Origin of the sequence: Blastococcus tunisiensis (genome assembly GCF_900112815.1) — a bacterium.
Taxonomy (GTDB): Bacteria; Actinomycetota; Actinomycetes; order Mycobacteriales; family Geodermatophilaceae; genus Blastococcus_B; species Blastococcus_B tunisiensis.
In genome coordinates, this window is sequence record NZ_FOND01000001.1 from 285,040 (window position 1) to 306,871 (window position 21,832).

21 protein-coding genes are annotated in these 21,832 nt (G+C 73.2%); 12 read left to right on the top strand and 9 right to left on the bottom strand.

All coding sequences use genetic code 11. The annotated features are described in order from the left end of the window. Positions 1-292: 292 nt before the first annotated feature. From BM142_RS01385 to BM142_RS01395, 3 genes are all read left to right on the top strand, one after another. Positions 293-1,018: a response regulator transcription factor gene (locus BM142_RS01385; protein ID WP_092194973.1), complete on the top strand. Its 726-nt coding sequence runs from the start codon at positions 293-295 to the stop codon at positions 1,016-1,018. A 141-nt stretch (positions 1,019-1,159) separates the two neighbouring features. Beyond that, positions 1,160-2,725: an HD domain-containing phosphohydrolase gene (locus BM142_RS01390; RefSeq protein ID WP_217640517.1), complete on the top strand. Its 1,566-nt coding sequence runs from the start codon at positions 1,160-1,162 to the stop codon at positions 2,723-2,725. Between the two features lie 47 nt (positions 2,726-2,772). Continuing rightward, a complete protein-coding gene (locus BM142_RS01395) occupies positions 2,773-3,849 on the top strand; it encodes a class I SAM-dependent methyltransferase (RefSeq protein WP_092194974.1) in 1,077 nt (358 codons plus the stop codon). A 126-nt stretch (positions 3,850-3,975) separates the two neighbouring features. On the opposite strand, the gene BM142_RS01400 is transcribed toward BM142_RS01395, so the two are convergent. Continuing rightward, positions 3,976-4,374 carry a DUF5319 family protein gene (locus BM142_RS01400; RefSeq protein ID WP_092195188.1) on the bottom strand — a complete coding sequence of 133 codons (399 nt, stop codon included), beginning with the start codon at positions 4,372-4,374 and terminating at the stop codon, positions 3,976-3,978. Positions 4,375-4,512: 138 nt separating this feature from the next. Between BM142_RS01400 and guaB the strand changes: the two genes are divergently transcribed. The 4 genes from guaB (at position 4,513) to BM142_RS01420 (ending at position 9,948) form a co-directional block, all read left to right on the top strand. Beyond that, entirely contained in the window at positions 4,513-6,027 is a 1,515-nt protein-coding gene (gene guaB, locus BM142_RS01405) for an IMP dehydrogenase (protein ID WP_092194975.1), read from the top strand. 1 nt (position 6,028) lies between these two features. Then, a complete protein-coding gene (locus BM142_RS01410) occupies positions 6,029-7,177 on the top strand; it encodes a GuaB3 family IMP dehydrogenase-related protein (RefSeq protein WP_092194976.1) in 1,149 nt (382 codons plus the stop codon). Next, on the top strand, positions 7,177-8,739 hold the full coding sequence (gene guaA / locus BM142_RS01415; RefSeq protein WP_092194977.1) for a glutamine-hydrolyzing GMP synthase: 1,563 nt from the start codon (positions 7,177-7,179) through the stop codon (positions 8,737-8,739). Before BM142_RS01410 ends, guaA begins: the two co-directional genes overlap by 1 nt. Before the next feature lie 123 nt (positions 8,740-8,862). Next, entirely contained in the window at positions 8,863-9,948 is a 1,086-nt protein-coding gene (locus tag BM142_RS01420; protein WP_254790452.1) for a sodium:calcium antiporter, read from the top strand. A gap of 59 nt (positions 9,949-10,007) precedes the next feature. Here the strand turns inward: BM142_RS01420 and BM142_RS01425 are convergent, their stop codons facing one another. Next, positions 10,008-10,310 carry a hypothetical protein gene (locus BM142_RS01425; protein ID WP_092194978.1) on the bottom strand — a complete coding sequence of 101 codons (303 nt, stop codon included), beginning with the start codon at positions 10,308-10,310 and terminating at the stop codon, positions 10,008-10,010. Then, a complete protein-coding gene (locus BM142_RS01430) occupies positions 10,303-11,265 on the bottom strand; it encodes a PspC domain-containing protein (RefSeq protein WP_092194979.1) in 963 nt (320 codons plus the stop codon). The genes BM142_RS01425 and BM142_RS01430 overlap by 8 nt, the downstream gene beginning before the upstream one ends. Positions 11,266-11,400: 135 nt before the next feature. On the opposite strand from BM142_RS01430, the gene BM142_RS01435 reads away from it, so the two are divergent. From BM142_RS01435 to BM142_RS01445, 3 genes are all read left to right on the top strand, one after another. Then, complete coding sequence (locus BM142_RS01435) at positions 11,401-12,606, top strand: ATP-binding protein (RefSeq protein ID WP_092195190.1); 1,206 nt, start codon at positions 11,401-11,403, stop codon at positions 12,604-12,606. Beyond that, positions 12,603-13,274, top strand: coding sequence for a response regulator (locus BM142_RS01440; RefSeq protein ID WP_305764358.1), 672 nt, complete (start codon positions 12,603-12,605; stop codon positions 13,272-13,274). The genes BM142_RS01435 and BM142_RS01440 overlap by 4 nt, the downstream gene beginning before the upstream one ends. Before the next feature lie 88 nt (positions 13,275-13,362). Further along, the gene (locus tag BM142_RS01445; RefSeq protein WP_092194980.1) at positions 13,363-14,706 is read left to right on the top strand and encodes a short-chain fatty acid transporter; all 1,344 of its coding nucleotides are present in this window, start codon (positions 13,363-13,365) and stop codon (positions 14,704-14,706) included. A gap of 1 nt (position 14,707) precedes the next feature. On the opposite strand, the gene BM142_RS01450 is transcribed toward BM142_RS01445, so the two are convergent. The 4 genes from BM142_RS01450 to BM142_RS01465 all read right to left on the bottom strand — a co-directional run bounded on the left by BM142_RS01450 (position 14,708) and on the right by BM142_RS01465 (position 17,408). Further along, a complete protein-coding gene (locus BM142_RS01450; protein WP_092194981.1) occupies positions 14,708-15,010 on the bottom strand; it encodes a TfoX/Sxy family protein in 303 nt (100 codons plus the stop codon). A 146-nt stretch (positions 15,011-15,156) separates the two neighbouring features. Then, complete coding sequence (locus BM142_RS01455; protein ID WP_092194982.1) at positions 15,157-15,891, bottom strand: PIG-L deacetylase family protein; 735 nt, start codon at positions 15,889-15,891, stop codon at positions 15,157-15,159. Positions 15,892-15,945: 54 nt separating this feature from the next. Continuing rightward, a complete protein-coding gene (locus BM142_RS01460) occupies positions 15,946-16,848 on the bottom strand; it encodes an RNA polymerase sigma-70 factor (RefSeq protein WP_254790453.1) in 903 nt (300 codons plus the stop codon). Next, positions 16,845-17,408, bottom strand: a complete 564-nt coding sequence (locus tag BM142_RS01465) for a carboxymuconolactone decarboxylase family protein (protein ID WP_092194984.1) — start codon at positions 17,406-17,408, stop codon at positions 16,845-16,847. Before BM142_RS01465 ends, BM142_RS01460 begins: the two co-directional genes overlap by 4 nt. Positions 17,409-17,859: 451 nt before the next feature. Between BM142_RS01465 and BM142_RS01470 the strand changes: the two genes are divergently transcribed. Further along, positions 17,860-18,153: a hypothetical protein gene (locus BM142_RS01470; protein WP_092194985.1), complete on the top strand. Its 294-nt coding sequence runs from the start codon at positions 17,860-17,862 to the stop codon at positions 18,151-18,153. Positions 18,154-18,179: 26 nt separating this feature from the next. Here the strand turns inward: BM142_RS01470 and BM142_RS01475 are convergent, their stop codons facing one another. Further along, positions 18,180-18,470 carry a chorismate mutase gene (locus BM142_RS01475; protein ID WP_092194986.1) on the bottom strand — a complete coding sequence of 97 codons (291 nt, stop codon included), beginning with the start codon at positions 18,468-18,470 and terminating at the stop codon, positions 18,180-18,182. A gap of 275 nt (positions 18,471-18,745) precedes the next feature. Here BM142_RS01475 and pcrA point away from each other — a divergent pair, with 275 nt between their 5' ends. After that, positions 18,746-21,061 (top strand): DNA helicase PcrA, encoded by a 2,316-nt coding sequence (gene pcrA, locus BM142_RS01480; RefSeq protein WP_254790454.1) that lies wholly within the window; start codon positions 18,746-18,748, stop codon positions 21,059-21,061. 10 nt (positions 21,062-21,071) lie between these two features. Here pcrA and BM142_RS01485 read toward each other — a convergent pair whose 3' ends face one another. Beyond that, entirely contained in the window at positions 21,072-21,761 is a 690-nt protein-coding gene (locus BM142_RS01485; protein WP_254790455.1) for a DNA alkylation repair protein, read from the bottom strand. Positions 21,762-21,832 lie beyond the last annotated feature (71 nt).

The following is a 21,832-nucleotide window of genomic DNA, read 5'->3' on the forward strand; positions in this document are numbered from 1 at the left end:
TTGGCCCCCCATGGTCAAACACGTCGTGATCGCAACTTTTCGTCCGATGTTCTCCGTCACCGGCCCTCACCCCCCGGGGTGATGGCCGCTGTCGTAGCCCGATCGTGTCGATCAAGGTGGGTTCTGGACGCGTCGGTTCCGGAGGGAATTTCCCGCCGGAACCGTGCCGCGACCAGCGCAGCGGCGGTGGCTCCCACGGACGGGGACCGCGACCCGCGCGACGCCCGGCCGGGTGTTCCCCGGCCGGTTCGGGCCCGGCCGCCAGCCGTCCGGGGGGAGCGAGGAGCTAGGCGTGATCGAGGACAAGATGCGTGGGCCGGTCAACGGCGCCACTGTCTGGGTGTACGACGAGCGCCGGCGCGTCCGGGACGACGTCGCCTCGCGCCTGGTGGCGCTGCCGTTCGTGGGCCGGGTCGAGGTCGTCGCCGACGCCGCGTCCCTGATGTCCCGGCTGGCCACCCGGTCGCCCGACGTGCTGATCGTCGGCACCCAGCGGGCGGTCGACACCGGGCTCAGCGCCGCCACCCAGGCGCTGCGGGCCTACCCGGGCCTGCCCGTGCTGGTCCTCGGTGCGCCCGACGACGCGGAGAGCGTCCGGGCCGCCGTCGCCTTCGGGGCCCGCGGCTACCTCCGGTGGGACGCCAGCCCGATCGAGATGGGCCTGGGCCTGTCGCGGGTCGGGCTGCGCGCCGACGGCGGCCGCATCCCGCAGCAGGTCGCCTCCGGCCACACGAACGGTGTGCCCGCCTGGAGCGGTGCCGCCCCGCTGAACGGTTCCGCGCCGACGACCGTCCGCTCGACGGTCCGCGAGGCCGCACCGCAGGCCAGCCTGTCCATGCGGGAGATGCAGGTGCTCACCGGCATGAGCCAGGGCAAGAGCAACGCCCAGATCGGCCGCGAGCTCTACCTGTCCGAGGACACCATCAAGACCCACGCCCGCCGGCTGTTCCGCAAGCTCAGCGCCAAGGACCGTGCCGAGGCCGTCGCCATCGGCTTCCGCCGCGGCATCATGGCCTGAGCGCGCCGTGACACCGCGATCCTCCGGATCGCACCACGTGAGGGAGCATCGCCGCTGCGCGGCTCCCTGCGGTTCCCACTCCGCGCGATCAGCGCTCCGCCGTCACCAGTCCCGGCGGATCGTCGGCCCTAGACTCGGCGGGTGGCTCCCGACGAGGAGACCGGCGTCCGGCTCGCCGAGCTGGTGGCCGCCCTGTCACTACCTGTCGACCTGGGGCTCGGCCAGCCCATGGAGCACGTGCTCCGCAGCACGATCGTGGCGCTGCGGCTGGCTGAGGCCGAGGACCTGGACGTCGAGGAACGGGCGGCGACGTACTACGTGTCGCTGCTGGCGTGGGTGGTCTGCGTCGCCGACACCCACGAGGTCGGGGTGTGGTTCGGCGACGAGGCCGACCTGGCGGCGGATGCCTCCGGAGTCGACTTCGCCGACACCCGGATGCTGCTGTTCCTGCTGCGGCGGATCGGTGCCGGGCGGTCACCGCTGCGGCGGATCAGCCTCATCGGACAGTTCCTCGCGGCCGGCGGACGCCCGCTGGAACGGGTGATCGCGGCGCAGTGCCAGGCGGCCGGTGAGCTGGCCGATCGTCTGGGCTGCGCCGCCGCCGTCCGGGAACCCCTGCTCCAGGCACTGGAACGCTTCGACGGCAAGGGCGGCCCGCGCGGGATCGCCGACGGGCAGCTGGCGCCGGTGATCCGGATCGTCCAGCTGGCCGACATCGTCGAGGTGTTCCACCGGGCGGGCGGAGTCTCGGCCGCGGTCGAGGTCGCGCGGGCCCGTCGGGGGACGCAGTTCGCCCCCGACCTGGTCGACCGGTTCTGCGTGCGCGCGCCGGACCTGCTGCGCGGCCTGGACGGCGCTACCTGCTGGGACGCGGTGATCGAGGGCGAACCGGGCCTCGCCCGGATGCTGTCGGGCACCGAACTGGACGCTGCGCTGGAGGCTGTCGCCGACTTCACCGACCTGAAGTCCCCGTTCACGCTGGGACACTCGCGCGGCGTCTCCGCGCTGGCGGCCGAGGCCGCCCGGCGGTCGGGGCTGCCACCGTCCGACGTGGTCCTCCTGCGGCGGGCCGGGCTGGTGCACGACGTGGGAAGGCTCGGGGTCCCGAGCGTCGTGTGGGACAGCCCCCGGGCGCTGACCGACGCCGAACGCGAGCGCGTCCGTACCCATCCCTACCTGGCCGAACGGACGCTGGGCCGCTCGTCCGTGCTGGGGGACATCGCCGCCCTGGCCGGCCTGCACCACGAGCGCCTCGACGGCTCGGGTTACCCGCGCGCCCTGACCGCAGCGGCCATCCCGGTGACCGCCCGCATCCTCGCCGCCGCCGACGTCTACCACGCCCTGGTCGAACCTCGCCCGCACCGCTGCGCACATGCGCCGGCGCCGGCCCAGGAGCTGCTCCGCGCCGAGGTCCGCGCCGGCCGGGTCGACGGGGTGGCCGCCGACGCGGTGCTGGCCGCGGCCGGGCACCGCGTGCGGCGCCGGGCGGGCCTGCCGGGCGGGCTGACGGCGCGCGAGGTGGAGGTGCTCGTGCTGCTCGCGAGGGCGCTGCCCAACCCGCAGATCGCCCGGCAGCTCGGCATCTCGCGCAAGACCGTCGCGGCCCATCTCGAGCACGTCTACCTCAAGCTCGGCGTCCGCAGCCGGACCGAGGCGGCGCTGTTCGCGATGCGGCACGGGTTGGTGCCGGACCGGCCGGAAACGTAGGTCAGCTGCCCGATGCACCGGCGACCGTCGCCGAGTACGAAAACCCCATGACAGCTACCCGGACCATCGTCGACGACGCCCGGGTCGAGGCCTTCGCGGAGAAGGTGCTCGGCGACTTCGCGGGGGCGAGCGCCTGCTACCTCGGCGCCCTCGGCGACGCCCTCGGCCTGTTCACCGATCTGGACGGACGAGGGCCCGCGACGAGTGTCGAGCTGGCCGGTCGTGCGGGCCTGGACGAGCGGTACGTCCGGGAATGGCTGGCCGGGATGAACGCGGCCGGCTACCTGACGTTCGACGCGTCCACCGGCCGGTACGCGCTGCCCGCCGAGCACGCCCCGGTGCTGGCGCAGGAGGGGGGACCGATGTTCTTCGGCGCGGCCCTGCGCGACAGCATCGAGAAGGCGGAGACGTTCGCCGAGCTTCTCGAGGTCTTCCGGCGCGGCGGCGGCATCGCGGCGGACTCCTTCACGGAGCAGAACCGGGAGACGCTGGCCCGCTTCACCGCACCGTGGTTCGAGAACGCGCTGCGACAGGAGTGGCTTCCGCGGCTGCCGGAGATCGCGGCCGTACTGGAGGCGGGTGCGTCGGTCGCGGACGTGGGGTGCGGCCGCGGGTTGGCGGCGATCCGACTGGCCCAGGCCTACCCGCGGTCACGGTTCGCCGGCTACGACGTGCACGCCGGCGACGTCGCCGTCGCGCAGCGGGCGGCGCTCGAGGCCGGGGTCGCGGACCGAGTGCGGTTCGAGGTCCACGACGTCACCGCCGGCCTGCCCGAGACCTTCGACGTGATCACGGCGTTCGACGTGATCCACGACGCGGTGGATCCGGCGGGGATCCTGCGCGCGATCCACGCGGCGCTCGCCCCGGGCGGCCGCTTCGTGTGCGTCGACGTCCGGTGCGGGGAACGGCCGGAGGACAACGTCGGCCCGATCGCGACGATCATGTACGCGTCCAGCGTCAGCTTCTGCCTCACCGTCTCCCTCGCCGAGGGTGGTGCCGGACTGGGCACGTGCGGGCTCGCCGAACCGGTGCTGCGCCGGATGGCCGCCGGAGCGGGCTTCCGGGACGTGCGGCACGTCCAGGTCGACGACCCGTTCAACACGGTCTACGAGCTGACGCCCTGAGCCCTCGACGGACTGCCGGGCCGGCGCGGGCGATCCGTGGTGACCGACGAGCTGGCACGGGGGCTCGACCATCTGTCCTGCGCGGACCCTCCGGGGCCCGCTCGGCGGGATCAGTGCGTCCCGTGGCTACTCCTCGCGGGCGTGCCGGCCGCCGTGGCGGCCGGTCGGCTCCTCCTGCTCGGCGGTGGCGGCGACCCCGTCGGCGTAACCGCTGGCGTAGTCCCAGCTGACGTAGTCGTCGGGGTTCGGGTCGAAGGGCGGTTCGTGCCGGCCGGTCTGCCCTTCGTCCAGCAACTGGCGGAGGTTGGCCTGCATCAGCGCCCAGTCGACGTGGTGCTCCTCGTCGCAGTCGGGGCAGTCGACGACGATGCCCTTGACGCCGGTCGGTTCGAGCAGGGTGCGGAACACCTCGAGCTCGGCGAGGTCGTCGAGGACACCGGCGCGCTCCTCCATCGTCAGCGGGGGCTGGCCCGCCGGGTCGAGGGGCCCGAAGTCGGGACCGGAGGCGTCGTCGAACGGAGTCACGCCCTCCACGGTAACGGCCGGGCAGGCAGAACACCGCCCCTTCCGGCCGCCGCCTAGGATCGGTGGCGAACCTCGCCGCGTCCGGCGACGTCCGCCGACCGCAGTTCGACCCGATCCGCCGAAGGGTGGCCGCGCCTCATGCAGCCCGACTCCGTGCCCGAGCTGCCGGCGAAGTTCGCCCCGCTCGGTCTCACCTACGACGACGTCCTGCTGATCCCCGGGGCCTCGGACATCGTGCCCACCGAGGTCGACACCAGCAGCCAGGTCACCCGCCGCATCCGGCTCGCCGTGCCGCTGCTCTCCAGCGCGATGGACACCGTGACCGAGGCGCGCATGGCCATCGCCATGGCCCGCGTCGGCGGCATGGGCGTCCTGCACCGCAACCTCGCCGCCGAGGACCAGGCCGGCCAGGTGGACCTGGTGAAGCGCTCCGAGGCCGGGATGGTCACCAACCCGGTCACCTGCTCGCCGGACAACACCCTCGCCGAGGTGGACGCGCTCTCGGCCCGGTACCGGATCTCCGGTGCCCCGGTGGTCGACGCCGACGGCGTCCTGCTCGGCATCGTCACCAACCGCGACATGCGGTTCGAGACCGACCACCACCGGCTGGTGCGCGACGTGATGACGCCGATGCCGCTCGTGACGGCCCCGGTCGGCGTCGACGCCGACACCGCGCTCGCCCTGCTGTCCCGGCACAAGGTCGAGAAGCTGCCGCTCGTCGACGACGCCGGGCGCCTGCGCGGGCTGATCACCGTCAAGGACTTCGTCAAGCGCGACCAGTACCCCCTCTCGACCAAGGACGCGAACGGCCGGCTGGTCGTCGGCGCCGCGCTGGGTGTCGGCGAGGACGCCTACAAGCGGGCCGGTCTGCTGGTCGAGGCCGGGGTGGACGTGCTTGTGGTGGACACCGCGCACGGCCACCAGCGTGCCGTCCTCGAGATGGTCGCCCGGGTGAAGAAGGACTTCGGCGGCGAGCACGGCGTCGAGGTGGTCGGCGGCAACATCGCCACCCGCGCGGGTGCGCAGGCGCTGATCGACGCCGGCGTCGACGCGGTGAAGGTCGGCGTCGGGCCCGGGTCCATCTGCACCACCCGCGTCGTCGCCGGCGTCGGCGTCCCGCAGGTCAGCGCCATCTACGAGGCCTGGCTGGCGGCCGGGCCGGCCGGCGTGCCGGTCATCGCCGACGGCGGCCTGCAGTACTCCGGCGACATCGCCAAGGCGCTGGTCGCCGGCGCGGACACGGTGATGATCGGCGGGCTGTTCGCCGGGGTCGAGGAGGCCCCGGGCGAGCTGGTCTTCATGAACGGCAAGCAGTACAAGACCTACCGCGGCATGGGGTCGCTCGGTGCCATGCAGAAGCGTGGCAACCAGTCCTTCAGCCGGGACCGCTACTTCGCCGACGACGTCCTCTCCGACGACAAGCTCGTCCCCGAGGGCATCGAGGGACAGGTGCCCTACCGGGGTGCGCTGTCCGGTGTCGCCCACCAGCTCGTCGGCGGCCTGCGCGCCTCCATGGGCTACGCCGGGGCCGCCACGGTCGCCGACCTCAAGGAGCGCGGACAGCTGACCAGGATCACCTCGGCCGGGCTGATCGAGAGCCACCCGCACGACATCCAGATGACCGTCGAAGCACCGAACTACCGGGGCCGCTGAGATGAGCGCACGCGAGACCGTCGAGATCGGGCTCAACAGGTTCGCCCGCCGGGGCTACGACCTCGACGAGGTCTCGATCGTCCCGTCCCGGCGCACCCGGGACGTCGACGACGTCTCGACCGCCTGGCAGATCGACGCCTTCCGCTTCGGGATCCCGCTGGTCACCAGCCCCTCGGACGCCGTCGTCAGCCCGTCGACGGCGATCGCCGTCGGGCAGGCCGGTGGTCTGGGCGTGCTCAACGCCGAGGGCCTCTGGACCCGGTACGAGGACCCGGAGCCGGTCTACCGCAAGCTCCGCGACGCCGCGGCCGCGGGCGCCCCCCCGGTGGCGCTCCTGCAGGACGTGTACTGCGAGCCCGTCAAGCCCGGGCTGATCGGCGAGCGCATCCGCGAGATGCGCGACGCCGGGGTCACGACGGCGGTCCGGGTCTCCCCGCAGCACACCGAGCAGCTCGCGCCGGCGGCGCTCAAGGCCGGGGTCGACCTGCTGGTCATCCAGGGCACGATCGTCTCCGCCGAGCACGTGACGACGCAGGGCGACGCGCTCAACCTCAAGCAGTTCATCGCCGACCTCGACGTCCCGGTGATCGTCGGCGGCGCGGCCAACCACACGACGGCCCTGCACCTCATGCGCACCGGTGCGGCCGGGGTGATCGTCGGCGTGGGGGCGGACAGCTTCTCCACCGGGGACGCCGTCATGGGCATCCGCGTGCCGCTGGCCAGTGCCATCGCCGACGCCGCGGCCGCCCGCCGCGACTACCTCGACGAGACCGGCGGCCGGTACGTGCACGTGATCGCCAACGGGCGGATCGAGACCAGCGGCGCGATCGCGCGGGCGCTGGCCTGCGGTGCCGACGCCGTCCAGCTCGGCGAACCGCTGCGGATCGCCGCCGAGGCGCCCGCGGGCGGCATCTGGTGGGACTCGGTGGCCGCCCATCCGCGGCTGCCGCGGGGCGGCACGTCGGCGCCGGTCGGCCCGGTGGGGTCCCTGGAGCAGGTGCTGCTCGGCCCGGCGGAGACCTCGGACGGGCGCACCAACCTCTTCGGCGCGCTGGCCCGCACGATGGCCAAGACGGGCTACAGCGACCTCAAGGAGTTCCAGCGGGTGGACCTGGTCATCGGTGGAGCGATCGGCGGCGGGCTTCGTTGATGGACTTCCCGACCGTCCTCGTCGTCGACTTCGGGGCCCAGTACGCGCAACTGATCGCCCGGCGGATCCGCGAGGCGGGCGTGTACTCGGAGATCGTCTCCTCCGAGGTCCCGGCCGAGGAGATCGTCGCCCGCAAGCCGGCGGCGATCGTGCTCTCCGGCGGTCCGTCGAGCGTCTACGCGCCCGGGGCGCCGCAGGTCGACCCGACCCTGTTCGAGTCCGGCGTGCCGGCCTTCGGCATCTGCTACGGCTTCCAGGCGATGGCGCAGAGCCTGGGCGGCTCGGTGGCGCACACGGGGGACCGCGAGTACGGCGGCACTCCGCTGACGGTGACCACGGGTGGCCGGCTGTTCGGCGAACTGCCGGTGGAGCAGAACGTCTGGATGAGCCATGGCGACGCCGTGAGCGAGGCCCCGCCCGGTTTCACCGTCACCGCGACGTCGACCGGTGCGCCGGTGGCCGCCTTCGAGGACGTCGACCGCAGGCTCGCCGGCGTCCAGTTCCACCCCGAGGTCCGGCACACCGCGCACGGCCAGACGGTGCTCGAGCACTTCCTGTTCGACATCGCCGGGCTCGAGCCGAGCTGGACGATGGCCAACGTCGTCGAGGAGCAGGTCGCCGCCGTCCGGGAGCAGATCGGGGACCGGCGGGCGATCTGCGGTCTCTCCGGGGGCGTGGACTCCGCCGTCGCGGCCGCACTGGTGCAGCAGGCCATCGGCGACCGGCTCACCTGCGTCTACGTCGACCACGGGCTCATGCGCGAGGGCGAGACCGAGCAGATCGAGCGGGACTTCGTCGCCGTCACCGGTGCCGATCTGCGGGTCGTCGACGCCAGCGAGCGGTTCCTCGGCGCGCTGGCGGGGGTCAGCGATCCGGAGGAGAAGCGCAAGATCATCGGCCGGGAGTTCATCCGGGTCTTCGAGCAGGCCGCCCTCGACGTGGTCGCCGACGCGAAGGAGCACGGCGAGACCGTCGACTTCCTGGTGCAGGGGACGCTCTACCCCGACGTCGTCGAGTCCGGCGGCGGCACCGGGACGGCGAACATCAAGAGCCACCACAACGTCGGCGGCCTGCCCGAGGACCTCACCTTCACCCTCGTGGAGCCGCTGCGCACGCTGTTCAAGGACGAGGTGCGCGAGGTCGGCCGCCGGCTCGGCCTGCCCGACACCCTGGTGCAGCGCCAGCCGTTCCCCGGCCCGGGGCTGGGCATCCGCATCGTCGGCGAGGTCACCCGCGAGCGGCTGGACGTCCTGCGGCAGGCCGATGCGATCGTCCGCGCCGAGCTGACCGCGGCGAAGCTGGACCGCGAGATCTGGCAGTGCCCGGTGGTGCTGCTGGCCGACGTCCGCTCGGTCGGCGTCCAGGGCGACGGGCGCACGTACGGGCACCCGATCGTGCTCCGCCCGGTGTCCAGCGAGGACGCGATGACCGCCGACTGGACCCGGCTGCCCTACGACGTGCTGGCGAGGATCTCCACCCGCATCACCAACGAGGTGCGCGAGGTCAACCGGGTGACCCTCGACGTGACGAGCAAGCCGCCGGGCACCATCGAGTGGGAATAGGACCCCCTTCCTCCCCACCCTTCGCACGCTCAGGGCGGGCCCCTGGAACGGGGCCTGACGCTGCGGGCTCGTGCGTCCTGTGCTGGGCTGGTCCGGCAGCGACGTCGCGGAGCGGAGGAACGGGTGAGCGGGACGCCGTGGCCGCTCGTCCCCAGCCTGCTCGCGTTGCTCGGCATGGCCGTCGTCATCGTCGTGGTCGGGGTCCGGCTGACCCGCATCGCGGACACCCTCTCCGAGCGCACCGGGCTCGGCGACGCCGTGGGGGGTGCCCTCCTGCTGGGCGCGGTGACCTCGCTGCCCGGCAACGTCACCGTGCTGACCGGTGCACTGGAGGGCGACCCGGGCTTCGCGCTCGGCAATCCGATCGGCGGCATCGCGCTGCAGACGGTGTGGCTGGCCATCGCCGACCTCGTCTACCGGCGGGCCAATCTCGAGCACGCGGCCGCGTCGCTGGAGAACGTGCTGCAGTCGGTGATCCTCTCCGCGATGCTCGCGATCCCGGTCATCGGCTACGCCACCCCCGGGTTGCAGCTGGGCTGGTTCCACCCGCTCTCGCTGCTCATCCCGATCCTCTACGGCTACGGGCTGCGGCTGCTGCGCAAGATGCGCGAGGAGCCGATGTGGCAGCCCACGAAGACCGACCAGACCGCCGACGACGACACCGGCGAGAGCAACGGCAACGGCAACGGGAACGGGAACGGGAACGGGAACCGGAACGCCGAGGACGAGGACCCCTACGCCGGGACGTCCACCCGCGGGATGTGGGGGCGGCTGGCCGCACTCGGGCTGGTCGTGGGCGTCGCCGGCTGGATCGTGGGCCGGGCCGGGCTCGGCGTCGTGGCCGCCACCGGCCTCGACAGCGGGCTGGTCGGCTTCACGCTGACCACCGCCATCAGCTCGCTGCCCGAGCTCGTGGTGCTGATCGCCGCCATCCGCCTGGGCCAGCTCACCCTCGGCGTCGGCAACATCGTCGGCGGCAACGTCTACGACGTCCTCATGATCACCATCGCCGACCTGGCCTACCTGGACGGTCCGCTCTACCGGAACGCGGGGCCGACCAGCCTGGTCCTGCTGGGCGGCACCCTGCTGATGACCGCCGTCCTGGCCGGGGGGCTGATCCTCCGCGACCGGAAGTGGATCGGGTTCGAGGGCATCTCCATCCCGCTGATCTACCTGGGCACCGTCGCCCTGGTCTTCGCCAGCGGATGAACGGCGAAGGGCCCGGGGAGCAGCTGCTCCCCGGGCCCTCGTGCCGTCCGCGCCGTCGCTCAGCGCCCGCGGCGGCGGGACTTCTTCACCTCCGACACCAGCAGCGCGATCCCGCCACCGATCAGCAGCATCCACACGAACCCACCGTCGTCCCAGAACCCCGAGCTCAGGTCGACGCCGGCCATCAGGACGACGGCCAGGGCGATGAACAGGACTCCCGGGATCAGGGCCCCCAGGTCGACCGATCGCCTGGGGGGCTCGGGGGGATCCTCGGTGGAGTACGGGATCACGGTCTGCCAGTCCCTCAGCTGCTGCTCCTGCCAGGCGGTCGGGGTCGTGGGGAACTCGCTGTAGTCAGCCACGGGACACCTCCACGTCTCCGACCCCGAGGTCGATGGTGAGGACGAACTCTGCCTGGTCGTCGTCGGTCCACGCCGCCGAGCCGGTGCCCGGCACGAGCCGGCCGTCGTCGGCGTCGTCGCTGCCGAACACCCGGGCGTCCCCGATGCCCTGGTCCAGTCGCACGCTGACGTCGGCCGACCGAGGCACGATGACGTTCAGGTCCCCGACTCCGTGCTCGATCGTCGTGCGGATCGGCTCGTCCAGGTCGGAGAGGTCCACGTCGCTCAGGTCGACGGTCATCTCGCCCGCCCCGATCTCGTAGAGCGGGCGGACCTCCGCGGCGGTGGTCGGCCGGTAGCTGCGCTCGCCGACGCCGCCGGAGCCGGGCACGTCCACCGTCGACACCGTGAGCAGGGCCAGGGAGAGGACGACGCCCAGGGCGACGAGCCCGCCCCGTGCGCTCCGTCGGTTGCTGAAGGCCGTGGCCACGAGGCCGAGCCCCACCACGGCCAGCAGGGTGCCGAGGACGCCGCGCGGGCCGATGTCCCAGTCGCTGAAGTTCGCGATCATCGCCATCAGCCCGGCCACGATCAGCAGTGCGGCGACGGTGATCCGGGGGACCGGCGACCGCGGCCCCGCCGGCGCCTGCACGGTGCCCGGGACGCCGGCAGTGCCCGGGGCGCCCGCGGCGGCGGGTGGCCCCGCCGGCATGAGCACCCACAGCAGCAGGTAGACGATGACGCCGGTGCCGGCCGCGAGGGTCAGGGCCACGAAGCCGACCCGCCAGAGCAGGGCGTCGATGCCGGTGTACTCGGCCAGCCCGCCGTTGACCCCGCCGAGGATCTTGTCGGTGCGGCTGCGGCGCAGCTGCGGGCGGACCGGCTGGGGCCCCTCGGGTGGCGGCGGGGGCCAGGACGGCGGTTCCATCGGCGGCGGCAGGGGAGGCGGTGGTGCCGGGGGCGGTGCGGAGGTCATGGCACAGAGCCTGCCCATCGTCTGCCCGGTAATCCATCAGGGAACGCCCCCATCCGACCCTGGATCGCCCGGGTCTGCTCTTCCAGGGTGATCACCGGTGTCGGTGGGCGGCCCGACGGTGCGACGATCGAGTACGTGACCACCACTGCGACCGGCTCGCCGCCGGCCACGACGGCCGCGCGGCCGCCGCTGGTGCGCCCGCGGTCCGGTCGGCTGGTGGCCGGGGTCGCCGCGGGGACCGCCGCGCACCTGCGCCAGGATCCGCTGGTCGTCCGGGTCGCCTTCGTCGTCCTGGCGAGCTTCGGCATCGGCGTCGTCCTGTACGCGCTGCTGTGGCTGACCATGTCCGTCGCCGCGCCGGGCGAGGACCCGACGCCCGGCGCGGTGCGGCTGGAGCGCCCCACCGGGCGCCGCCAGCTGGTCGTGCTGGTGATCCTCGGGATCGCCGCGGTCACGGTCCTCGGCCAGCTGGCGAGCCTCAGCAGCAACAGCCTGGCGCTGCCGCTGCTCGTGGTCGCCGTCGGCATGGCGGTCATCTGGCGCCAGCTCGACACCGACCGGGCGCTGAGCCTCCCGGGGGTCCGGTGGGCCCTGGCCGGAGGTGCCGCGCTGGCCGCGGGCGGTCTCATCCTGCTGCTGGCCACGACCGGCCAGCTCGCCAACGCCCGCAACGGGTTCGCCGCGACCCTGGTGATCCTCACCGGCGTGGTGCTGGCGACCGCCCCGATCTGGCGCCGGCTCCTGGCCTCCCGCGCCGAGGAGCGCTCGGCGCGGGTCCGCTCGGAGGAGCGCGCCGCCGTCGCCGCGCACCTGCACGACTCGGTGCTGCAGACGCTGGCCCTGATCCAGCGGAACGCCGAGGACGCGCAGGCGGTGAGCCGGCTGGCCCGGAGTCAGGAACGGGAACTGCGCGCCTGGCTGTACGACCCGAAGGTGGTCCGCGAGGGCGGCACCTGGGCCGGCCTGGTGGCCCAGATGGTGGCCGACGTGGAGGCCGACCACGCCTTCCTGGTCGACCCGGTCGTGGTCGGCGACGCCCCCGTCGACGACGAGCTCGCCGCGCTGGGCGCCGCCACCCGGGAGGCGCTGGTCAACGCGGCCAAGCACTCGGGCGCGACGGCGGCGGACCTGTACTCCGAGGTCACCCCGGGGCGGGTGTCGGTGTACGTCCGCGACCGGGGGAAGGGGTTCGATCCGCAGGAGGTCCCCGACGACCGTCGCGGACTGCGCGACTCGGTCCACGGCCGGCTGGCCCGGCTGGGTGGCACTGCCGTCGTCCGCTCCGCGCACGGCGAGGGAACCGAGGTGGAGCTGGTGCTCCCGAGAGGAGCGAGCCAGTGACCGCGCCCATGACCGGCCCCCGGGTCTTCGTCGTCGACGACCACGCGATGGTCCGCGCCGGCGTGCGCGCCGAGCTGGGGGACGACGTCACGTTCGTCGGTGAGGGCGCCGACGTCGCGTCCGCCGTCGAGGGCATCCGGGCCACCCGGCCCGACGTCGTCCTGCTCGACGTGCACATGCCCGGCGGAGGCGGGCGGACGGTGTTGGAGACCCTGCGCGCGGAGCTCCCGGACGTGAAGTGGCTGGCGCTCTCGGTGTCCGACGCCGCGGAGGACGTGATCGCGGTCATCCGGGCCGGGGCGAGGGGCTACGTCACCAAGACCATCTCGGGGCCGGATCTCCTCGACGCCGTCCGCCGGGTGGCCGACGGCGACGTCGTCTTCAGCCCGCGGCTGGCCGGGTTCGTGCTCGACGCCTTCTCCGCCGGCGGCCCGGCGGCGCCCGAGCCGGAGGAGGAGGCGACCGATCCGGGGCTGGACCTGCTGAGCGCCCGCGAGCGGGAGGTCATGCAGCTGCTGGCCCGCGGCTACACCTACCGGGAGATCGGCTCCCGGCTGTTCATCTCGGTCAAGACCGTGGAGAGCCACGCCTCCAACGTGCTGCGCAAGCTGCAGCTGTCCAACCGCAACGAGCTCACCCGGTGGGCGGCGACCAACCGCCTGCTCTGACGAGCGCCGCGTCGCGGGTCCCCCCATGATGCTGAGGGCGGACGTGAAGCAGGTCACGTCCCCTCGCTTCCTGAGGAGATGACCGCGGATGCTGCGGACGTTGTCGCGCCCCCTGGTCGCCGGCGTGGAGAGGTACCTCCCCGGCGCCTTCGTGTTCGCGGTGGTGCTGACCGTGATCGTCGCCGTGCTGGCGCTGATCTTCGGCGACATCGGCCCGGCGGAACTGACCCGGGCGTGGGGTGACGGGCTGGCCGGGCTGCTGGCGTTCATGACGCAGGTCGCCCTCGTGCTGCTGCTCGGCTACACGCTGGCACTGACCCGGCCGGTCAAGGCGGGGCTGCTCCGGATCGCCGACGTGCCCAAGAGCCCCCGCGCCGCGTACGCCTTCGTCGCGTTCGTCTCGGCCGTCGCCTCGCTGATCAGCTTCGGCCTGGGGCTGGTGGTCGGCGGGGTCATCGCCCTCGAGGTGGGCCGCGCCGCCCGCCGCCGGGGCACGCAGCTGCACTACCCGCTGCTGGTCGCCAGCGCCTACTCCGGCTTCGCGGTCTGGCACATGGGCTACAGCGCCACCGGCCCGCTGGCCGCCGCCACGCCCGGCAGCTTCGTCGAGGAGGCCATCGGCCGGACCATCCCGATCAGCGAGACCGTCTACTCGCCGTGGAACCTGATCGCGATCGTGATCGCGGTCGCGGCGATCATCGGCACCGTCGTGCTCATGGCGCCCAAGGGCACGGACCGGGTCATCGAGCTGCCCGAGCGGATGGGGGAGGAGGAGCCCGACGTCGCGCTGAAGGACCCGGAGACCCCGGCCGAGCGCATGGAGGCCTCGCGCGTGGTGACGCTGATCCCGGGCCTGGCGCTGCTCGGGTACCTGGGGGTCTACCTCGCCCAGGAGGGCTTCGACCTCACCCTCGACATCGTCAACTGGAGCTTCCTGGCGGCGATCCTGCTGATCGTGCGCAGTCCCGCCGAGCTGGCCGAGCTCGTGGGTGGGGCGGTGCGCACGGTCGGGGAGGTGCTGCTCCAGTACCCGCTCTACGCCGGCATCATCGGCATGATGACCGCCTCCGGGCTCGCGGCGCAGCTCAGCGGGTGGTTCACCGACATCGCCAGCCCCGGGACGCTGGGCCTCTTCGCGTTCCTGTCGGCCGGGCTGCTGAACCTGTTCGTGCCCAGCGGCGGCGGCCAGTTCGCCGTCCAGGCGCCGATCTTCCTGGACGCGGCGGACTCCCTCGGGGTGGATCCGGCGGTCATCACCATGGCGATCGCCTACGGCGACCAGTGGACCAACATGATCCAGCCGTTCTGGGCGTTGCCGCTGCTCGCCGTCGCCGGGCTCGGGGTGCGCGACATCTTCGGCTTCACCGCGATCACCTGCCTGATCACCGGCATCGTGTTCGGCGGGACGATGCTGGTCCTCGGGGGCGGGTGACCTACTGCTGGGACTCCACCCAGGCGCGGGCCTCGTCGACGACCGGGGCCCGGGCCACGGATCCGCCCAGCAGGACCCACCCGTTCATCCGCCGGCCCGGCATCGGCTCGAAGGGCTCGGCCTGCCCGGCCGCGACCAGCTCGTCCCGCCGCCCCGCGGGCAGCTTCACGACCAGCTGCTCGTGCCAGCGGATGGCGAAGAACCTCCGTCCCGTCCGCAGCCCCCGGCAGCCGAACATCGACCCGGCCGTCACGTCCCCGTCGCAGCTGCGCTCGACCAGGTCCTCCCACCAGTCCTCAGGCATGCGCGGAGCATGCCAGCCGAGGGTGACGATCTGTCGTGCCGAGTGGGCCCCGGAGGGGTCCGCGCAGGGGCGACGCAGCGGCTCAGGTCGGGCGGACGGCATCTGGTCGCGGTGTCGTCCGGAGGACGACAGATCACAGAGACAGATCACATGGTGTGCACGACGTGGAAGGCCTCGGCCAGCCGGCCCTCGGGCAGGCCGAAGCGCGTCGCCGTCTGCCCCATCCACGCCGTCACGAACTGCTCGAGGTCGGGGTTGTGGCTGACCTGGGTCACGTGGCAGCGCAGCGCGGCCAGCTTGCGGTCGAGCACGTCGGTGACGTCGAGCGGATGGTCGGCCCGCGGGCTCGCCCCCAGCCACACCTCGGACACCGTCCAGGCGTCGAGCCCCTCGTCGGCGAGCAGTTCGGGGAACGCGAACGGATTGCGCGCGTCCGGGTAGACGGCCCGCAGGGTGGCCTCGCCGACGGTCATGTGGTCGGGGTGGCTGGCCCCGATCCGGTCCCAGAACCGCTCCGGTGAGCTGGTGAGGACCCGCTGCGGCCGGACCTGCCGGATGACCCGGCTGATGTCGCGGCGCAGGTCCAGGGTCAGCTCGAGCCGGCCGTCGGGGTAGCCGAGGAAGCGCACGTCGCTCACCCCGACGGTGGCGGCCGCGGCCTGCTGCTCCGCCCGCCGCAGCACGGGCATCTGCTCCCGCGGGGTCTCGTCGAAGCCGCCGGCGTCGCCGTCGGTCACGATGCAGTAGACGACCTCGGTGCCGGCGGCGGTCCAGGTCGCGACGGTCCCCGCCGAGCCGAAGTCGACGTCGTCGGGATGGGCGAGGACGCACAGGACGCGTTCGACGTGCTCGGCCGGCGTGCGGGGGAGGGGGGCGGTCACCCGCGCGAGCCTAGGACAGGGACCCTCCTGCCCCCCGCCCCTGCAGGAGGGCCGTCAGCGCGACCCGATGCCCCGGAGCTTGTCGGGGTTGCGGACGAGCAGCACCTGCTCGATCCGGCCGTCCTCGCCGAGCACCATGGACATGGACAGGAAGGGTGCACCGCCCGCCCAGGCCACGATGGCCGGACCGCCGTTGACGTCGGCCACCTCCACCCGGAGGTCGGGGACGGTCAGTCCCTGCGCGGAGACGCCGGCGAGGAAGCGCGCCACCTTCCCGGCGCCGGTGATCGGCCGCAGGGCCGCCTTGGCCTTGCCGCCCCCGTCGCTGACCAGGACGACGTCGGGCGCCAGCGCCGCCAGCAGAGCGTCCACGTCCCCGCCCGCGGCGGCGGCGAGGAACCGCTCGGTCACCTCCCGCTGCGCCCGCCGGTCGGCCTCGAACCGGGGACGACGGGCGCGCACGTGCTCGCGGGCGCGGTGCGCCGTCTGGCGCACGGCGACCTCGGTGCTGCCCAGCGCCGCGGCCACCTCGGCAGCCGGCAGGCCGAACACCTCGCGGAGCACGAACACCGCCCGCTCCGTCGGGGAGAGGGTCTCCAGGACCACGAGCAGGGCCAGGGACACCTGCTCGCCGACCTCGGCGGCGTCCGGCGGGTCGACCGGCCCCGAGCCGGCGGCGATCAGGTCCGCGTCGGTCAGCAGCGGTTCCGGCAGCCACGGGCCGACGTAGCTCTCCCGCCGGCTGCGGGCCGACCGCAGCCGGTCCAGGGCGAGCCGGGTGGCGATCTGCACCAGGTAGGCGCGCTCGTCGTCGACGCCGCTCCGGTCGGCCGCCGACCACCGCAGCCAGGCGTCCTGGACGACGTCCTCGGCGTCGGCGACGCTGCTGAGCATCTGGTACGCCACCGCGAAGAGCAGCCGCCGGTGGCGGTCGAAGGGAGCGAGCGCGGAGCTCACGCCGGGAGCTCGCAACGGTCCTTGAACCCCTGGCTGGTCAGCCCGAGAGCGCTGTTGAAACGGGACCGGCTGTTCTCCACGGACACCATCATCGTCAGCTCGACCAGCTGGGCGTCGTCCAGCCGGCGCCGCAGCCGCGCCACCATCTCGTCGGTGACCCCGAGCGGCGTGGTGCTCATCGCCTCGGCGTAGCCCATCACGTCGCGCTCGAGGTCGGAGTAGACGTCGCTGTCGCGCCAGCGCGGGACGTCGCGGAGCTTGGCCGGGTCGACGCCGTCCTGGGTGCTCACCCAGTAGCCGAAGTCCAGGCACCAGGAACAGCCGATGGTGGCGGCCGAGGACATGACGGCCAGCGCCTTCAGCGTCGGGTCGAGCCGATCCCACCGGGCCACCGACTGCTCGTGGCGGATGTAGGTGCGCAGCACCCGGCCGTTGTGCGCGATCGCGGCGGCGGGATCGAGCACCGCGCCGTACGTGCGGCGCGAGTACCACCCGGTGAGCCGGTTCAGCAGCGTGCGCGGGGGGTCGAGGGGGATGCGGGCGGTGCCGGTCGCGGTCATGTCGGTTCCTCTGGCGTCGGGGGCGTCGTCGACATGGAGACGGGACGGCGCCACCGGACGTGACAGGGGGCCGGGGCCGGCCGGGTCCTCCCCCTCGCGACCCGGCGGCCCCGGCGACCGGGTGCGCGGCTCACCACCGGGAGCGGCGGTGGGCGCGTTCCGGCCTCCGGTACGCGGGCGCTCCGCTGGATCAGGGCGGGCGGGCCCGGCGTGCCGGACGGTGGAGGTCAGCAGCCGCAGAGCTCGGTGGAGTGGCCGCTGCGCGGTGGCCCGGCGGGGGGGAGCGGTGGCGCGGATCCGCGCGGCGACGTCGCGGGGCAGGCGGTGGCGGAACGGGGGAACGGGCAACGGCTCGGGCATCGGCTGGCGTCCTTCCGGTGGGCTGCTGACCGGAGGAGGCTGCGGGCGGGCAGCCGGATACACCGGTGCGGCCGACCGGCACACTTCCCGGGTGGACACCTTCACGCTCTTCCTGGCGCTGCGTCCCGAACCGTCGCTGGACGACGACGCCCTCGACCGGCTGGCCGAGGTCCTGCGTCCGGGCGACCCCGACCTGCGGGTGTGGCGGGAGGAGGGGCGCGGCCTCCTGCGGGTGTCGACCGAGTGCTCCGCCGACCGGCTCGAGGAGGCGCTCCAGCTCGCCCACGACCTCGGCGCCGAGGTCCGGGCGCAGTGCCCGGGGACGTTGCTGGAGGTCTCCGCCCTCGGGGACGAGGACTCCCTGGTCTGGCGTGCGGTGCCCTGACGCGCCGGGCCGCAGGAGGCCCTGGGCTACAGGCGGCCGCGGCCCTGGCGGAGCAGCATCATCCCCAGCGCGGCGCCGTCGGCACCGAGCGCGGCCGTGAACCGGGCGAGCACCTGCTGCTCGCGGGCGAGGTTGAGCCGGGTGCCGCCGCTGGCCGAGCGGAGGGCGCCGATCTGCTGGGAGACGGCCAGCCGGCGCTGGACCAGCGCGATGATCTCGGTGTCGGCGGCGTCGATCTCCGCCCGCAGCTCGCGGATGCGCTCGACGTCGGTGCCGGTGACCGAGGTCGGGGCGGAGGAGGCGGTGACGGTGCTCATGGGATGTCCTTCGGGGTGCGGATGGCCCTCGGGTCCCCAGGAACGAGAAAACGCCCCGGGGCTCTTCGGGCCCGGGGCGTCTGTTGCGGCGGAGTGCTCAGCCAGCGGTGACGGACACCGGATCCCGGTGACCGTAGAAAAAGCTGACCGTGGCGAGCACGGTCCGGAGTCTGCCACAGCCCCGACCGGACGGCCAGGACGCGGTCCGGGACGGGTGTGGCGGACGGTGGACGGCGGCGGGCGGCGTCCCCCGTCCGGCTTACAGTGGTCAGGACATGAGCAGCGTCCAGGAAGCCCTGTCGGGGCCGCAGCAGTCCCTGCCCGGAACCGAGGCGCTCCAGCGCAGCGGCAAGGGCTCCGTCGGGCGCGAGCTCGAGCGGATGCTCGCCGGGCTGAACGGCCCGCAGCGCCAGGCCGTGGTCCACGAGGGCGGGCCGCTGCTCATCGTCGCCGGTGCCGGCTCGGGCAAGACCCGCGTGCTGGCGCACCGCATCGCCTACCTGCTCGGCGCCCGGAACACGCAGCCGGGGGAGATCCTCGCGATCACCTTCACCAACAAGGCCGCCGGTGAGATGAAGGAGCGGGTGGCGCACCTCGTCGGGCCCCGCGCCCGGGCGATGTGGGTCTCGACGTTCCACTCCATGTGCGTGCGGATCCTGCGCGCCGAGGCCGCGAAGCTCGGTCTGAAGTCCTCGTTCACGATCTACGACCAGGGCGACTCGGTCCGGCTGATGACGATGGTCGCCCGCGATCTCGACCTCGACGCCAAGCGCTACCCGGGCCGCAGCCTCGCGGCGCAGGTGTCGAACCTGAAGAACGAACTGGTCGACGACGAGGGCTACGTGCCGCAGACGGCGCCGGAGAAGGTGCTGGCCGAGGTCTACCGGCTCTACCAGCAGCGGCTGCGCCAGGCGCACGCGATGGACTTCGACGACCTGATCATGAACACCGTCCACCTGCTGCAGGCGTTCCCGGACGTCGCCGAGCACTACCGGCGCCGCTTCCGGCACGTCCTGGTGGACGAGTACCAGGACACCAACCACGCCCAGTACATGCTGGTCCGGGAGCTGGTGGGCACCGGTGAGGGCCCCGTGCCGATGGCCGAGCTCTGCGTCGTCGGCGACGCCGACCAGTCGATCTACGCGTTCCGCGGCGCCACCATCCGCAACATCGACGAGTTCGACCGCGACTACCCGCAGGCCACCACGATCCTGCTGGAGCAGAACTACCGCTCCACCCAGCGGATCCTCAAGGCCGCCAACCAGGTCATCTCGCGCAACACCGGCCGTCGTCCGAAGAACCTGTGGACCGACTCCGGCGACGGCGAGCTGATCGAGGGCTACGTCGCCGACAACGAGCACGACGAGGCCGCCTGGGTGGCCGAGCAGATCGACGCGCTGGTCGACGAGGGCGCCGCGCAGCCGAAGGACATCGCGGTCTTCTACCGGACGAACAACGCCTCCCGCGTGTTCGAAGAGGTCTTCATCCGCGTCGGCATGCCCTACAAGGTCGTCGGCGGGGTGCGCTTCTACGAGCGCAAGGAGGTCCGCGACGCGCTGGCCTACCTGAAGGTCGTGGCCAACCCGACCGACATCGTGAGCCTGCGCCGGGTGATCAACACCCCCAAGCGCGGCATCGGTGACCGGGCCGAGGCGTGCATCGAGAACTTCGCCGACCGCGAGCGGATCCCGTTCGCCACGGCGCTGCGGCGCTGCTCGGAGGTGGGCGAGCTCGCCACCCGCTCGCTGAAGTCGATCCAGGAGTTCGTCGCGCTGCTGGAGGAGTTCGAGCAGCTGGTCGAGACCGGCTCCGGGCCCGCCGCCCTGCTTGAGAGCATCCTGGACCGCACCGGCTACCTGGCCGAGCTGCAGGCGAGCACCGACCCGCAGGACGAGGGCCGGGTCGACAACCTCAACGAACTCATCTCCGTGGCCGCCGAGTTCGAGGCCGCCACCCCCGACGGGACGGTCACCGACTTCCTGGAGCAGGTGTCCCTGGTGGCCGACGCGGACCAGATCCCGGTGACGGGTGACGACGCCGGCGTGGTCACGATGATGACGCTGCACACGGCGAAGGGCCTGGAGTTCCCGGTCGTGTTCCTGACGGCGCTGGAGGACGGCGTCTTCCCGCACCTGCGTGCGCTCGGCGACCCGCGCGAGCTGGAGGAGGAGCGGCGGCTGGCCTACGTGGGCATCACCCGCGCCCAGCAGCGGCTCTTCCTCTCCCGGGCGCAGGTGCGGACCAGCTGGGGGCAGCCGTCCTACAACCCGCCGTCGCGGTTCCTCGACGAGATCCCGCCGGAGACGGTGCACTGGGCCCGGCTCGAGCCGGCGCCGGCGTCCACCGGTTTCTCCTCGGCGCAGTCGCGGGTGGCCGCGACGGGGCTGTCCACGGGCGGGCTGCGCGGTGGTGCGGGCAACCGGCCGGTCATCTCGGTGGACGTCGGGGACCGGGTCAGCCACGACGCGTTCGGTCTCGGCACCGTCGTCGAGATCACCGGGATCGGCGACAAGGCCCAGGCGACGGTCGACTTCGGCTCCGGCGGCACCAAGCGCCTGGTGCTGCGCTACGCACCCCTGGTCAAGCTCTGAGCCCCGCTCGTCAATCTCTGAGGGACCCCGCGGCCGCCGTGGCGTGCTGTCGGCGCACCATCTCGCCGATCCAGACGGGGACGAACGGAGAGGTGCACCCCGGCGACGTGGGGTAGTCCTCGAGGACCCGCAGGCGCTCCCCGATGTCGATCGCGCGGGCGCGGTGCTCGGCGTGCTCGATCCCGATGTGCGCCAGGCACTCGTTCATCGCCCACTGCAGGCGGTCGGGGGCGCCCGTCATCTCCGCCTCGATGACGTCGAGCAGCCCGGGGAGGTCGAGCCCCTCGGGCTTCTTCCGCACCCGTTCGCTGGTCAGCGCCCAGCCGGCGCTCGCGACCACCGGATCGCGATCGGCGAGCCAGGCGACGCGCAGCTCCTCGGCGTGCGGGCTCTTCTTCACCACGTAGTTCACGAGCCAGTCGTGCACCTTGGGGGTGCGTGCGCCGCGCACCATGGCGTCTAGCTCGTCGCGCTCGAACGCCTTCGGGCGGCAGACGAGGGTCGCCAGCAGCCTCGCCGCGGTGTCGCCGGTCTCCCAGAGCCGGGACGCGAGCTCCTGCTGCGTCCTCAACCGCTTGGCCAGCGCACGGAGCTGCCCGAGGTTCACCCCGTGGTCGTCCCCGTGCTTCTCGTTGACCTCGCGTGCCCTCGGGTCCGCCAGTGCGGCCAGCTCGGCCATCACCTCGTCCACGGTCGTCACGGGCAGCATCGTCCCGGCCGTCCCGCCCTCCTGTCCATCACCGGCGGAACCCGGCGGGCGCGACCCGGCTG